The 13,547-nt window shown below is 37.5% G+C and carries 12 protein-coding genes; 9 read left to right on the top strand and 3 right to left on the bottom strand.

Annotated features, from left to right (window positions below; translation table 11 throughout):
* The first annotated feature begins 82 nt into the window (after nucleotides 1-82).
* Together MKX55_RS21975 and MKX55_RS21970 are read left to right on the top strand one after the other, a co-directional pair.
* A complete protein-coding gene (locus MKX55_RS21975) occupies nucleotides 83-859 on the top strand; it encodes a MurR/RpiR family transcriptional regulator (RefSeq protein ID WP_339180857.1) in 777 nt (258 codons plus the stop codon).
* Between the two features lie 370 nt (nucleotides 860-1,229).
* Nucleotides 1,230-2,474: a dicarboxylate/amino acid:cation symporter gene (locus tag MKX55_RS21970; protein WP_339234984.1), complete on the top strand. Its 1,245-nt coding sequence runs from the start codon at nucleotides 1,230-1,232 to the stop codon at nucleotides 2,472-2,474.
* A 135-nt stretch (nucleotides 2,475-2,609) separates the two neighbouring features.
* Here MKX55_RS21970 and MKX55_RS21965 read toward each other — a convergent pair whose 3' ends face one another.
* Entirely contained in the window at nucleotides 2,610-2,900 is a 291-nt protein-coding gene (locus MKX55_RS21965) for a hypothetical protein (RefSeq protein WP_339234982.1), read from the bottom strand.
* Nucleotides 2,901-3,308: 408 nt separating this feature from the next.
* Between MKX55_RS21965 and MKX55_RS21960 the strand changes: the two genes are divergently transcribed.
* The 4 genes from MKX55_RS21960 (at nucleotide 3,309) to MKX55_RS21945 (ending at nucleotide 6,516) form a co-directional block, all read left to right on the top strand.
* Entirely contained in the window at nucleotides 3,309-4,748 is a 1,440-nt protein-coding gene (locus MKX55_RS21960) for a transposase (protein WP_339234979.1), read from the top strand.
* A 222-nt stretch (nucleotides 4,749-4,970) separates the two neighbouring features.
* Nucleotides 4,971-5,741 carry an SDR family oxidoreductase gene (locus MKX55_RS21955; RefSeq protein ID WP_339234976.1) on the top strand — a complete coding sequence of 257 codons (771 nt, stop codon included), beginning with the start codon at nucleotides 4,971-4,973 and terminating at the stop codon, nucleotides 5,739-5,741.
* Between the two features lie 217 nt (nucleotides 5,742-5,958).
* Nucleotides 5,959-6,264, top strand: a complete 306-nt coding sequence (locus tag MKX55_RS21950; protein ID WP_339234974.1) for a hypothetical protein — start codon at nucleotides 5,959-5,961, stop codon at nucleotides 6,262-6,264.
* 3 nt (nucleotides 6,265-6,267) lie between these two features.
* Entirely contained in the window at nucleotides 6,268-6,516 is a 249-nt protein-coding gene (locus MKX55_RS21945) for a hypothetical protein (protein WP_339234971.1), read from the top strand.
* Nucleotides 6,517-6,754: 238 nt separating this feature from the next.
* On the opposite strand, the gene MKX55_RS21940 is transcribed toward MKX55_RS21945, so the two are convergent.
* Both MKX55_RS21940 and MKX55_RS21935 read right to left on the bottom strand, forming a co-directional pair.
* On the bottom strand, nucleotides 6,755-7,207 hold the full coding sequence (locus MKX55_RS21940; RefSeq protein WP_212929263.1) for a DUF2269 family protein: 453 nt from the start codon (nucleotides 7,205-7,207) through the stop codon (nucleotides 6,755-6,757).
* A gap of 62 nt (nucleotides 7,208-7,269) precedes the next feature.
* A complete protein-coding gene (locus MKX55_RS21935; RefSeq protein ID WP_339180843.1) occupies nucleotides 7,270-7,647 on the bottom strand; it encodes a YbaN family protein in 378 nt (125 codons plus the stop codon).
* 275 nt (nucleotides 7,648-7,922) lie between these two features.
* Here MKX55_RS21935 and MKX55_RS21930 point away from each other — a divergent pair, with 275 nt between their 5' ends.
* From MKX55_RS21930 to MKX55_RS21920, 3 genes are all read left to right on the top strand, one after another.
* Complete coding sequence (locus tag MKX55_RS21930; protein WP_339234969.1) at nucleotides 7,923-9,827, top strand: helix-turn-helix domain-containing protein; 1,905 nt, start codon at nucleotides 7,923-7,925, stop codon at nucleotides 9,825-9,827.
* 291 nt (nucleotides 9,828-10,118) lie between these two features.
* Nucleotides 10,119-11,534, top strand: a complete 1,416-nt coding sequence (locus MKX55_RS21925) for a glycoside hydrolase family 1 protein (RefSeq protein WP_339180838.1) — start codon at nucleotides 10,119-10,121, stop codon at nucleotides 11,532-11,534.
* Nucleotides 11,535-11,595: 61 nt separating this feature from the next.
* Complete coding sequence (locus MKX55_RS21920) at nucleotides 11,596-13,476, top strand: beta-glucoside-specific PTS transporter subunit IIABC (protein ID WP_339234967.1); 1,881 nt, start codon at nucleotides 11,596-11,598, stop codon at nucleotides 13,474-13,476.
* The last annotated feature ends 71 nt before the right edge of the window (nucleotides 13,477-13,547 follow it).

Raw genomic sequence — 13,547 nt, 5'->3', positions numbered from 1 at the left:
AATGTTTGCATTATATGTGGTATAGTTAGAAAATAGATGAAAAAGATTTCAAAAGGATGTTCGAAAAGGGTGGGTGTTTAGCATGAATTTCCAACAGCGGATTCAGCATTATTACAATGAATTAAGCAGCAGTGACAAGCATTTATTGGATTATATTGAATCGCATCATGCGACGATGGGAGAGATTTCCATCACCCAGTTGAGTGAGAAAGCAAATGTCTCCACATCCACAATTGTCCGATGCATGAAAAAACTCCACTATCGGGGGTTTACCGATTTTAAATTTCAGTTTGTTTCTGAGAAGTCAAAGCAGTTTCCGGGAGCATTGGAGAAAATAAAAAATATTGATTCCCAAATTCAATCAGCAATTTTCAAGAATCAGGAGGAAGTAACGAATACCATTAATTATCTGGATTCCTCCATTATCGAAGATGCTTTAGTTGCAGTGAAATATAGTAAAAAAATTACGATATTTGCCAGAGGCTTCTCGGAGCATATTTCCAATGAGATGGCGGTAAAGCTGCAGCTGCTGGAAAAGCATTGTGAAGAGCATACCGACCCGAATATTATTCGTATTAAATCAAAAAAGTTTACGCGTGATGATTTAGTTATCTTTGTATCGCTAAATGGGGAAACAGAAGAATTGGTAGAAGCTGCACAGTTTTGCAAGCGAAATAATGTGAAAACAATCCTGCTGACGACAAATAAGGAGAGCAGGCTGTTTCAGCTATGTGATATTAATTTGCTGGGCTATAAGTCGAAGCAGAGCTTTTTCCCGGATTATGAGGTGCGTTCCCGTCTGCCGCTGCAGGTGCTGGCCCGGATATTTCTGGATGCGTATGTGATTCGGTTTAAGTAGTTTTGGGGGCTGGTGTTTAATATTAACAATCCAGTATAAGCTGAATAATTTAAAAAACTCGTGAATCAGATTGGTTAATGTTTTATATTAATAAAAATCATTGGAGAGCAGATAAGCATTTTCTAAATGTTAATGATTAGAACTGGAATATATGACATAAGATATTCATAAAATGTAGAAACACTCGTCATCTAGAGTGAGGCTACATTTTTTTGTTATATGGAAACAAATTTTAATACTTTATGTAGTCATTAGTTGAATCTGGCAGCGACCGTTTCAGGTGATAGGCTTTAAAATGGAATTCTTTGTCTTCTTATTTCATGATAGCGCTTTCTTTTTGTGGTTAAATTTTGATTAGAGAGGGTGTCTGATGATGAAAGCTAACAACCTAACCAGAAATATACTTATCGCATTAGTAGCTGGTGCCATGGTCGGGATGGCTCTGACATTTGCTCCTGAAAGTTTTTTTGGTCCTTTGGACAGATATGTGCTGGACCCGGTTGGTCAAATATTTATTAACCTCATTATGATGCTGGTTGTTCCTTTGGTGTTTGTGTCCATTGTTTTAGGGACAGCAGGTCTTGGCGAGCCGGCAAAATTGGGTAGAATTGGTGTTTTTACGATTACTTTCTTTTTAACAACTACGGCGATTGCCATCAGTATTGGTTTAGCATTAGCTTATCTGGTGAAGCCGGGGAGAACGGGCATATTTGAAACATCTAACCTGGGCGACTTTACACCAAGCGAGGCACCGCCAATTATGGAAACATTGGTTAATATCATTCCGGCTAATCCGATAGCGGCTATGTCTGCTGGGGAAATGCTGCAAATTATTGCCTTTGCTGTGTTTATCGGGGTTGCCTTAGCTTATTTAAATGAAAAGACAAAAGGTATTTTTAACTTATTTGAACAAGCAAACGATATTTTAGGCTGGCTTGTTATGCTGGTAATGCGATTTGCTCCATATGGTGCTTTTGCGCTTATTGCATCAGCAATTGGCGGAGCTGGACTGGATGCGGTTGGTTCCATGTTAAGCTATATGTTAACCGTTATTGCAGGGCTGCTTCTGCATGCGTTGCTTATTTATTCTCTGGCTATCTGGTTCTTGGGGCGCAGGAATCCAATTACATTCTATAAAGGCTTCTTTCCAGCGATGACAGTAGCATTTAGCACAGCCAGTTCCAATGCAACGCTTCCTGTATCTTTAAAAGCTGCACAAGAAAATCTTGGTGTAAAGAAAGAAATCAGCAGCTTTGTACAACCGCTGGGAGCAACCATTAATATGGATGGTACAGCGATTATGCAGGCTGTTGCAACCGTATTTATTTCACAGGTGTATGATTTGCCGCTTACGATGGTTGATCTTTTAATGGTCGTGCTTGTTGCTACCTTAGCAAGTGTAGGTACAGCTGGTGTACCGGGAGTTGGTTTGATTATGCTGGCCATGGTGCTGAATCAGGTCGGTCTTCCTGTGGAGGGTATTGCATTAATCATTGGTATCGACCGTATTCTTGATATGCTGAGAACATCTCTTAATATCTCTGGAGATGCGGCGTGTGCGTATATTTTATCTGAACGGGAAAAGCGGAAAGATAAAAAGCAGGTGAATGGATAGGGATAAAGAATTGCATTTTCTTGCCTTGTCTTTGTCTCTTTAGGGATAGAAGCATCTTAGTGAAAGCAGCGTCATTCCAATAAGGATGACGCTGCTTTTCCTTTATGAATTTAGGTTCAAGAACTACTGCTTCCTTTACATGAAAAAAGATAGGATGAACCTACCTATATAAAAAACAACAGGAAGGATGGAAAAAAGGATGCCAAGTCTTTTTAATTTGAATAAATAGTAAAAAGTTGCTCCAAAAGCCCATACTGCAATAAGCAAAAAGAAGCCCATACCAAAATTATCATTATCTCCCTCCGCAATAGCTCTTCCCATGAAAAAGAAAGATAAGATGATGGTGATAAAACCTGTTATGAAGAAGTAGAGTAAAGAAGAGCGATTATTGTTGCCCTTTAATTTATTTTCAGAAGTAGACTTCATGAGAAATCATCTCCTATTCAAGTGATTTATTAAAACTCTGTATAAGAAGTTCCATGTTTTCCTATTTTTCATTGTATACCCTCTAGATATTCTCTGTAAATTGATTGATTTTCATCCAAAATTGTATGTGATCAATATGAAGTTGGTTGAAACCTTTCTATCATTTCAGCCAAGAGGACTCCTTCCTCAAAAATTTCATAGAATTTTAGGTGGGAGGTGAATTGGCGATTTTAGTACTTCAACCATTTAGCTGTTAAGAAAATCCAAAGAAATAGCTAACAGCACAAGCATAATGTGAACATTCCCTAAAAAGTTGTTATTCCTTTTCAGAATAGTGGCATTTTACGTCCCTTTATGATATTATGAAATGAATAGAACATATATTCTATTTGAGGAGGTGAGAAGAAAATGTCTGCTTATAGAAGCCTGCAAATTTGGGTGAAAAAAGGACACCGGATGTATCTGTATTTTCAAAACATGTGCCAAAATGCAAAAAATATGCATAACACAACCAACTTTTATATCCGGCAGGTTTTTACAGGCCTTAAACAAGAAAAGAAACTGCAGCCGCTTCAACAAGACGTATTAGAAACGATTCAAACCCATTTACCCGAAATCAATGCCAACCAGTTGAAAGCTTACCAAAAAAGGAATGCAAAAGAACAGAAAAAAGCCGAATCAGAACAAACGGAAATCACATGTCATTTATTTGAGATGGCCTCTAAGGATCATCCATATATCTCGTACCCTTTTTTGAATGCTTTGTTTAAATCGATGAAACAGGACGATTATCAATCCTTACCGATTCAATCGAGTCAAGGCATTATGAAAATGGTCTTTCAAAATTGGAGATCTTTTTATGGCAGCTTACGGGAGTATAAAAAGAATCCCGTAAAATTTAAAGCACGTCCTAGAATACCAGGATATTGTCGTTCCAAAGAAAAAGAAATAACCTTTTCCAATCAGGATTGTGTCATAAAAGAAAATAAATTCTTGAAGTTTCCTAAAACAAAATTGCGTCTGAATATTGGAAAATTAGGTTATTCAGAAGGAAGATTTAAACAGGTTCGAGTCATTCCCAAGTATGGTCATTATGTCGTGGAATTAATTTTTCAAGTTCATGCAGAAGCAAAGTGGAAAGAATCCAAGAACCGTTTTTTATCTGTTGATTTAGGTATGGATAATCTTGCAACCATTGTCACGAATACAGGCAAAAGGCCAGTTTTAGTGAAGGGCAAAAATATCAAATCCGTCAATCAACGATATAATCAGCTAAAAGCCTATTATACAGGGATCCTCCGTCAAGGAAAAAATACAAACGAGGGTTCGTTTACATCTAAACGGTTGGAGAAAATCAGCCAAAAACGATTTCTTCAAATCAAAGATCTCTTTCATAAGGCTAGTTTTCAAATCGTGAAAATCGCCTTGGAAGAGGATATTGATACCATCATTATCGGACAGAATAAGGACTGGAAACACTATTCCGATATAGGGAAAAGAAATAACCAATCCTTTACGTCCATCCCGCACAGCCTGCTTATTCAAATGATTACATACAAGGCAGAAAAGCATGGGATAACGGTGATGTTGACAGAAGAATCTTATACGTCGAAGGCAAGTTTTCTTGATAACGATGAAATCCCTATTTATGACCAAAAGAGTAATAACGCTGTATTTTCAGGGAAGCGTATTAAACGCGGGCTTTACCTTTCGAAAAATAGGGAACGTTTTAACGCAGATGTAAATGGAGCAGCAAATATCATGCGAAAAGTTATCAAAGATGCGTTTCATCACAGCCTTTCCAGTATGGAGGCTTTACGAAGACCGGTATCTTTGATTGTAAAATAAAAGTAGTCCCAAAGGCAGGACCAATGGGATAGCGGGGTTGGGTGTTTTCAGCACACCGATGTGTCAACTCCACTGGTGGTTAATCGTCATTTTGAAAGTCGATACCCCAGAAACCCACACTTCAAATTTCGGCTGAAATGAAGTGGCGGGAGTATTCATTTGTAGGAATATTTGTGAAGTGTTACGGTGAAACGATAGGAATCATTTTATGGAGGGATCTGAATGAGTGGTAAACTAGATGGGAAAATTGCTATTGTAACTGGTGGAACCGGCGGAATTGGTAAAGCGACTGTAGAATTATTTTTAGAAGAAGGGGCTAAAGTAGCCGCCGTAGATATTAATGAAGAAAAATTGAAAGAACTTGAGAAAGAAGTCCATTCTGAAGAAAATCTGTTAATTGTTCAAGCTGACGTCTCAAAAGAAGCAGATGTTAAAAATTATGTGGATACGGTAGTAGAGAAATTTGGCCGAATTGATATTTTATTTAATAATGCAGGAATTTTAGGAGACGTGAAGCCTTTCTTAGAACAAACCATTGATAATTTTGATAAGGTCCTCTCAGTTAACGTAAGGGGAAGTGCACTTGGTTTATTAAATGTGCTTCCAGTCATGGCAGAACAAAAATCAGGAAGTGTCATCAATACATCGTCAATTTCTGGTCTGATAGCAACCAATGGTTTTGCTCCATACGACACATCCAAACATGCGGTAAACGGTCTCACTAAAAATGCTGCAAAAGATGTTGCGAAATATGGTGTCAGAGTGAATTCTATACATCCTTCGCAAGTGGATACGGATATGGTGAAAGACGTAGAATCTGGAATTAATGCAGAAGATACAGAAAGCGTAAAATCAGAGCTTCAAGCAGCCATCCCAATGGGCAGATATGCTAAACCGGAAGAAGTAGCTAAATTAGTTTTATTCTTGGCTTCGGATGATAGCGAATTTATTAATGGATCGCAATATCGAATTGATGGCGGGTTAGTGTCATAAGGAAATGATTGAATAATTTCAACAAAATATAGTTTATTTAATAATAAAAATGGCGATTGGTTTATGACAAAATCAGTCGTCATTTTTTCTCTAGATTTCTAAGTTAAATCTGGAGTTTTCCGTTTTTTTGTTTAATAAGCTCGGTCTGCGGGAAATGATTTCTAAATATTAAAAAAAGGTATATCTTCATGGGAATTTTGATATTACGAGGTGTCGTATGAAAAAGAAAGCTCCTTTAATTGGTTATTCTCTTATCTTTCTTGGGATTGCTTTCCTTACAGCAAATACAGATGCTCTATTCAATATGTATTATCTTCATTACGTTTCCATCATTGTTGGCATAGTCATTCTTTTGATTTATTATTTAACAACCAGAAGTGAAAAAAATTTACTTTGCAGAATCGGATTCCATCAATTTGAACATATCGGCTGGGATGAGGAGGTTACATTTCGTCTTATTTATCGTTGCCAACGATGTGGTCGCAAAAAAAAAGTAATCAGAAGCTCAGGCGGAGGAGTGTAGTGTGTGAAAAATAAAGTACACTTTCAATCATATAATTGGGGTGTGATATTTATCAAAAAGTATCTGTTTACATTCTCAAAATATTTGTTGGTTGCCATTCCAGGAGGGATTGTGTTCTTATCCCTGATTAGATTGATTACCGGAGAATGGAAAGCAATTGCTGGTACCATTTCGATTACTTTAATAACCGTCATACTAATGACGATGGAAGACCATTGGAAGAAGAAAAAGAAAGGGTATTATAAACAATGATAGAAAGCGATACTATTTAAAATATCTCATTCTTAATTTTGGAGAGTGATGTATATCATGTGCCAGACAATAATAAACTCACCTTAAACCTCGTTAAATGCCATTTGAAAACCACTTAACTTAGCCTCTATTTGTGGACTATAAATCGTGACATTATAATTCGTGTCTCCATTTTCAAACATAAAAAAGGCCGGGAAACCCCAGCCTTCTATGAACCATAACCCTTTTTCCATAAAACTCAAAAAGGCTTGGTAATCATCAATGCAATAATAATTAAAAACAGCGTATTGATAAGATGCTCATAGAAAAATAGCCGTTTAGACAAAATGAAGTATTCTGCTGGAATATCTTCTCCCTTATGCTCCTTCAACAATGCCTTAATCGGCTTAGAGCTGGAAACTAATACCGTCGGACCGGATGCTAGCGCAAGTAAAAAAAGAACGAGGCTGGTCCAGAACCATCCTTGCTGAAAGAGGTATGTATTTAAAAACCCCATCCATAATCCGGTAACGAGTAACAAGGTACCGCCAATCATGACGAATTGATGCAATTTGTTACGGAGGGCATACGCATGCCGCAGCTCTGTCATGTTAGCAGCCTTTTTAGCAATCGGCGTCATCACAAAACCAGGTCCCATCCCTAAAATGGCAGAAAAGATATGTATAAATACGAGTATTTCATAAAATGTCATACTGTCCGTCACCTCCAAATACAAACAGCATGCCATCCTTTATGGCAACAGGTACGCCATTTCTAGACAGCATGCTTTTGAAGTGTTTTTTGTTTCAGGATAAAGCCTGTAAAGTAAGCTCCAATCAGTGCAAGCAGGATTTTTACGGCAACGAGTGGAACGACAAAAACGATTGTAAAGGATAAGGATAACCATAAAACCGATACAGCAGTGATTTTTGCTTTTAATGGAATGCCTTTTCCTGCGCGGTAATTCTTGATATAAGAGCCAAAATATTTATTTTCAAGCAGCCAATGATATAATCTTTCTGAGCTTTTCGCGTAACATGCTGCAGATAATAATAAAAATGGTGTCGTAGGTAATAGGGGTAAAATTATACCGATGATACCCAGTCCCAGTGATAAGGATCCGCAGCTGACAAAAAATGCTTTTTTCATCATAACACCTACTTCAGCTTTAAATGAAATGCTGCCAAGAACAGCAGCCAATACGTTTTTTCATAAGAGATTACTTCTATTTTACAATATAATTCCTGCCTGTGAAGGAAAATAAAATGACTAATTTGTGTAGATTCTGCGCACTGTTGAAAGGTTAATGAAGGGAGCTGTCCATAAATCATGAGAAATATGATATGAACTTTGACAACAGATAAAAAGTTATAGTAGGAGTATAATAAGACTATATGATTTTAAAAGCAGGAAAGAAGTGTTAAAAGATGTTCAGTAAACGTCAAAAAATAATCTTATCCTATATTCTGTATACAAACGTACCGATAAAACTTGATTTACTTGCAGATATGATTCAAGTTTCTATCCATACCATCCGAATGGATTTAGAAAATATGAATATACTCCTTTCTGAAACGAAAGCTCAAATACAAATTTCCAAGAAAGGGCAGTGTTATCTGGAAGAGGAAGAAAAAGAAGCGGTTAAAAAGTTATTAGTGAACCCTATTTTTGTGGATAAAAATAATATTGAAAACCATGTGATTTGGGATAGAATATATACGATTATGGGGATGCTGTCCTTTGAATCAGATTATGTAAGTATGGAGGAGCTTGCTGAACGCCTCTATGTTTCCAAATCAACCATCAACTTAGATATAACCGAAATTAAAAAGCTGATTAGCAGAGTTTCTGGTATACGTTTTATCGTCTCTAGTACGAAAGGATTGAAATTTAAAGGGAATGAAGAAGCTTTCCGTTACTTTTTGGCCAAGATGGTTGTTCAAGGGTTAAATTTAGAAGTGATGTTACACTATTTATTCCCTGAAGAGAATTTCGATATCATTGAAACGTATGCTAAATTGAATAAAATTTTAAAAAAGATTATGGTAAAGCATCAGTTTATTATTTCTGGAAAAGCATTTGGATTAGTGGGCGCCAGCCTTTTAATAGCCGCAATCCGGAATCAGCTGGAATATCATTTGCCGCATAATCAAGCAAATGAACCGCTATTGCCTATGATGCAAGAATTAAAGGAGCGTTTAAAAGCTGAAGCAAGGATAGCTTTTACGGATGCTGATATGATGTATTTGCAGCAATTCATCATGGAACAAAACCATCTCTACCCCTATACAAATGAGAATTGGAATGAAACTGATCAGAAAATTGTCTCGTTATTCACTCGCGTGGTTAAAGACTTCTTTCAGGTGGATTTAATGAATTATCCTGATTTTGAGAAAAATTTTTTGTTTTATATTAATCAATTAAATCAACGGGCAAAAAATGGACATGACTACACCAATTTTAATAAACGGCAAATTAATCGAATGTTTCCTATGTCGGCTAGTATTGTATCCTTTTGTCAGACCTATTTACAGGATATCGAAACAACATACTCTGATGCAGAATTGGCTTATATTACACTCTTCCTGGGCAATTTATTGGAAACGAAAGAACCAGTCTTAAAGCTATTATTTATTTCGGATGAACATACAGCACTCGTAAATTGGATTATTTCTGAAGTAACCCGTCTGATGGGAGCATCCGTAAAGATCATAAATGCTATACCAACGTATCTATTCGAGGAAAAGGATGGGCTGTTTTTAAACGATGTGGATGTGATTTTAACAACAGAGCAAATCAACGTAAGTCATGGCCAAAATATTATTTTTATTCAATCCTTGTTTGGCAAAACGGAACAGGATTTTTTACAGTCGCTTCTAAATGACTATCTGAACCAGTCTAAGATGCAGAGATTGAAAGAGATAGAAAGGATAGCTATTGGGAAAGATCATTTTCTTCAGATTCCGGAGAGCATGAAAAAATTCAATGATAGTGTCCAGTACCTTCTCGAACAGATCGGGCATAAGGAAATACTGGATAACATCGTTAGGATGGATCATCATTTTATACCCAATGATACCAAAATAGCATATGTATCGTTTATGGCAGAGCGCCCGTTCCAATCAAAGATTATCATTGGTAAATTACCAAAGAGTATAATGTATCGAAATAAGGCTATTCATACGATTGTTATCTCGATCTATTCAAAGAATGATTATGTTTTAGCAGATTCTTATTATCAGTGTATACGTTTTTTAATGGAACCGGCCCAAAGTAACCAGATGGGGAAGGTTAAGAATTACCTTGATTTCAAGAAAATATTTGACCAATAAAGACTGTTTAGTTTTTTTAGCTGGAAAGCGAAAAAAAACTAAATGGTCTTTTTATGCTCTTCCTATTATCTTAGAACTGTAGAGAAGCTTAAAAGAAAACACCTGTAAAAGAAGATGCGGGGAATGGTTTTCCGGGTTTTGAAAGCGGATAATCTCAGTGTGCTTCGGAATCAAACGTGCATGCTAAAAAAAGCAATTTGTAATGGCTTGCATCTTTTCAGGAGTATGTATTTCTTTAATTACTTCTAAATCAATACAGATACTTATTTTTAGGTAGGGAGGAATTTATAAATGGAATATAAAGCGTATACTTCTTTTGATCCAGATTTTCTATGGGGGGCTGCTACGTCATCTTTTCAGATTGAAGGAGCTGCTAAAGAAGATGGAAAAGGGCTTTCTGTCATCGATATGATAGAAAAGAATCCTGCTATAACCGACTTTTCTGTTGCTTCAGATCATTATCATCGTATAGAAGAAGACGTTGCTCTCATGGCAGAACTTGGTTTAAAAGTCTATCGATTTTCAATTGCATGGACACGTATTTTTCCAGATGGAAATGGCGAGGTCAATGAAAAGGGAGTGGATTTTTACAATCGTTTAATTGATGCACTGGTTAAATATAACATTGAACCCTTAGTAACCATCTACCATTTTGATTATCCGCAAAGTCTTGTGGAGCAGTACGGAGGATGGCTCTCGAGGAAAAGCATCGAGGATTACCGGGCATATGCAGCGTTCTTATTTAAAACATATGGGGACCGCGTAAAGTACTGGTTGACAATCAATGAACAGGACCATGTTGTGCGTATCCCATCACGTCTGGGATTATCCGGGGAGGATCATTATGAACAGCTGAGACTCGGCTATCAGGCAAATCACCATATGTGTGTGGCTACCGCACTTACTATTAAAACATTTCATGAATTAGGTTTGGAAGGAAAGATTGGTCCTGCTATTTCCTATTCCATGGTTCATCCTGCAAGCTCTCATCCAGATGACATTTTGGCGAGTAGAGATGCGATGTTAGTTAAACATAATTATTTAATGGACTTACATTGCTATGGAGAATACAGCTATAGCTTTCAAAGATATCTGAAAGAGAGAAATTATATGCCGCCAATAGAAGATGGCGATTTAGAATTGATGAAGCAATACCCGCCTACGATGCTGGGAGTGAACTACTATTTCTCTGAAGCTGTTCGTGCTTTTCCTGCTACGGAAGAATTTCCAATTGGCTATCAAAAAAAATCGCTACTGCCTGAAGCGGAGGCAGGAGTATTCGAAGTTGTTAAAAATGAGAATCTTGCTGCGACAGACTGGGGATGGGAAATTGATCCTGTCGGACTGCGATTAACTTTGCGAGAGCTTCATGATCGCTACAATCTGCCAATGATTATTACGGAAAATGGCATTGGTGCTTACGATAAATTGGAAGAAGGGGACATCGTTCGAGACGATTACCGGATTTCTTATTTAAGTGAACATATCAAACAAGTCAAACTGGCTATCAATGATGGTGTCAACATGTTAGGCTACTGTGCCTGGTCATTTATGGATTTGGTCAGCGGCCGGAACGGAATGGAGAAACGCTACGGATTTGTTTATATCAATCGAGAAGATTTCGACTTGAAGGACATGCGGAGAATCAAGAAGAACAGCTTTCATTGGTACCAAAAGGTTATTGCTTCTAATGGAGAGGATTTGTAATCTCCTTGTGTATAGATCGTATTTTGAAAAATCAAATCATGCAAATAAAGGAGGATTTTGTATGAATCAAAAACAGTTAGCAAAGGATATTCTGTCTCTTGTTGGCGGCGAAGAAAACGTGGGAAGCGTTACCCACTGTTATACAAGATTACGTTTTAATTTAAAGAATAATGATTTACCGGAAAAAGAAAAGATTGAATCACTTGATGGTGTCATAAGCGTTCAAATTCAAAGTGGACAATTTCAAGTAGTTATCGGTAATGAAGTTGGAAAAGTATACAAAGAAATAGAAAAACAAGGAGACTTCAACAGCGGCGAAAGTGATAATGATACTCAAGAACAAGAAAAAAAGGGAAATATTATCGGCCGATTTTTTGAAGTGATTGCTTCTATTTTTACCCCGATTATTCCGGCGATTGCTGGTGCGGGTTTAGTTAAAGGGATTCTGGGATTAGTTACTACATTTAACTGGGCGTCAGAAGATAGTGATATTGTAGCTATTTTAAATATCGTAGCAGATTCTGTATTCTACTTTCTGCCTTTCTTCCTGGCTGTATCTGCTGCGAGGAAGTTTAAGACGAATGAATTTATTGCCCTTGCATTAGCTGGCGGATTAATGTATCCAACGTTGATTGAAGGAGCACAGGCCATTGCGGAAGGCGGGGCGACAGGGCTATCGTTATTTGGCTTGCCAATGCCGTTTATGGATTATAGCTCCACCGTTATTCCGATAATTATATCTGTATGGCTGTTAAGTTATGTATATAAATGGGTGGATGCGGCTATGCCAAGTGCTGTCCGAATTATTTTCACACCTACCATTGTTTTACTTATTATGATTCCTTTTCAATTGGTAGCAATTGGACCACTTGGATCGTATCTCGGTATCGGATTAGCAGATGGAATAACTTGGCTGTTTGAGCATGCCGGTATTCTTGCTGGAGGAATTCTGGGTGCGACACGTCCGTTGTTAGTTATTGTTGGGATGCATTATGGATTAATGCCAATTGCCATACAAAATATTGCAGTTCTTGGATTTGATTATTTGGTTCCAGTATTTCTGATGGCTAATATGGGACAGGCAGCTGCAGCGCTCGCTGTATTTATTAAGACAAAAAATAAAGATTTGAAAACAATTGCTGCTTCTTCTACGGTTTCTGCGTTTCTTGGGATTACAGAACCAGCTATGTATGGCGTAAACCTGCGTCTGAAAAAACCGTTTATTGCCGCATTGATTGGTTCTGGTATTGGAGGCGCATTTATAACCGGGTTTGGCGTAACGGCATCTGCGTTCGTTTTACCAGGTTTAACTAGTCTTCCGGTATTTAGCGGTCCGAGATTTATCTATCTCATTATTGGATTGATTATTACGATTGCCGTTACGATGGTGCTGACATTCGTACTAGGATTTAAAGATATGGAAAGTAAAAAAGAAAAGACAGAAGCTCCGACTGCGAAGGATGAACAGCAGCCTGCAAGCAAAGAGGCAATTGTAAACAGTCCGTTGGAAGGGAATATTATCCCGCTTCAAGAGGTAAGTGATCCCACCTTTGCAGAAGGACTATTAGGGAAAGGGATAGCAGTTGAACCAACGAATGGAGAAGTTGTTGCTCCTTTTAATGGGACGATTGAATCGCTATTTCAAACGAAGCATGCGATTGGTTTACGTTCAGAGCAAGGTTTGGAGCTATTAATTCATATTGGCCTGGATACTGTAAATCTGGAAGGAAAGTATTTCGAAGCGCATGTAGAACAGGGACAAGCTGTCAAACAAGGAGATCTGCTTATTACGTTTGATATCGATAAAATTAAAGATGCTGGATATCCCACAGTTACTCCTGTTATTGTAACGAACAGCTCTGATTATCAGGATATACACCCTAACGATCAAGCCGCTCAAGCCAAGCAAGGTAAATGGCTATTAAAAGCGGTGAAAGGGTAATACTGGAGATTATCATCAGGCATAGAATATAAATAAAGTAAAACGTGCTGCTCTTTCCATTGTTTAGAGAC

This window comes from Oceanobacillus sp. FSL W7-1281, from assembly GCF_037969835.1.
Classification (GTDB): Bacteria; Bacillota; Bacilli; order Bacillales; family Amphibacillaceae; genus Oceanobacillus; species Oceanobacillus oncorhynchi.
Note: the sequence above shows the minus strand (reverse complement) of the source record. Positions and strands in the feature narration are given on the sequence as shown.

Excerpts from the sequence above, each read along its gene's own strand:
- MKX55_RS21950 (WP_339234974.1), top strand. The coding sequence starts at position 5,959 with ATGAAAAAGAAAGCTCCTTTAATTGGTTATTCTCTTATCTTTCTTGGG.
- MKX55_RS21955 (WP_339234976.1), top strand. The coding sequence starts at position 4,971 with ATGAGTGGTAAACTAGATGGGAAAATTGCTATTGTAACTGGTGGAACC.
- MKX55_RS21960 (WP_339234979.1), top strand. The coding sequence starts at position 3,309 with ATGTCTGCTTATAGAAGCCTGCAAATTTGGGTGAAAAAAGGACACCGG.
- MKX55_RS21935 (WP_339180843.1), bottom strand. The coding sequence starts at position 7,647 with ATGATGAAAAAAGCATTTTTTGTCAGCTGCGGATCCTTATCACTGGGA.
- MKX55_RS21920 (WP_339234967.1), top strand. The coding sequence starts at position 11,596 with ATGAATCAAAAACAGTTAGCAAAGGATATTCTGTCTCTTGTTGGCGGC.
- MKX55_RS21940 (WP_212929263.1), bottom strand. The coding sequence starts at position 7,207 with ATGACATTTTATGAAATACTCGTATTTATACATATCTTTTCTGCCATT.
- MKX55_RS21965 (WP_339234982.1), bottom strand. The coding sequence starts at position 2,900 with ATGAAGTCTACTTCTGAAAATAAATTAAAGGGCAACAATAATCGCTCT.
- MKX55_RS21930 (WP_339234969.1), top strand. The coding sequence starts at position 7,923 with ATGTTCAGTAAACGTCAAAAAATAATCTTATCCTATATTCTGTATACA.
- MKX55_RS21925 (WP_339180838.1), top strand. The coding sequence starts at position 10,119 with ATGGAATATAAAGCGTATACTTCTTTTGATCCAGATTTTCTATGGGGG.
- MKX55_RS21975 (WP_339180857.1), top strand. The coding sequence starts at position 83 with ATGAATTTCCAACAGCGGATTCAGCATTATTACAATGAATTAAGCAGC.
- MKX55_RS21970 (WP_339234984.1), top strand. The coding sequence starts at position 1,230 with ATGATGAAAGCTAACAACCTAACCAGAAATATACTTATCGCATTAGTA.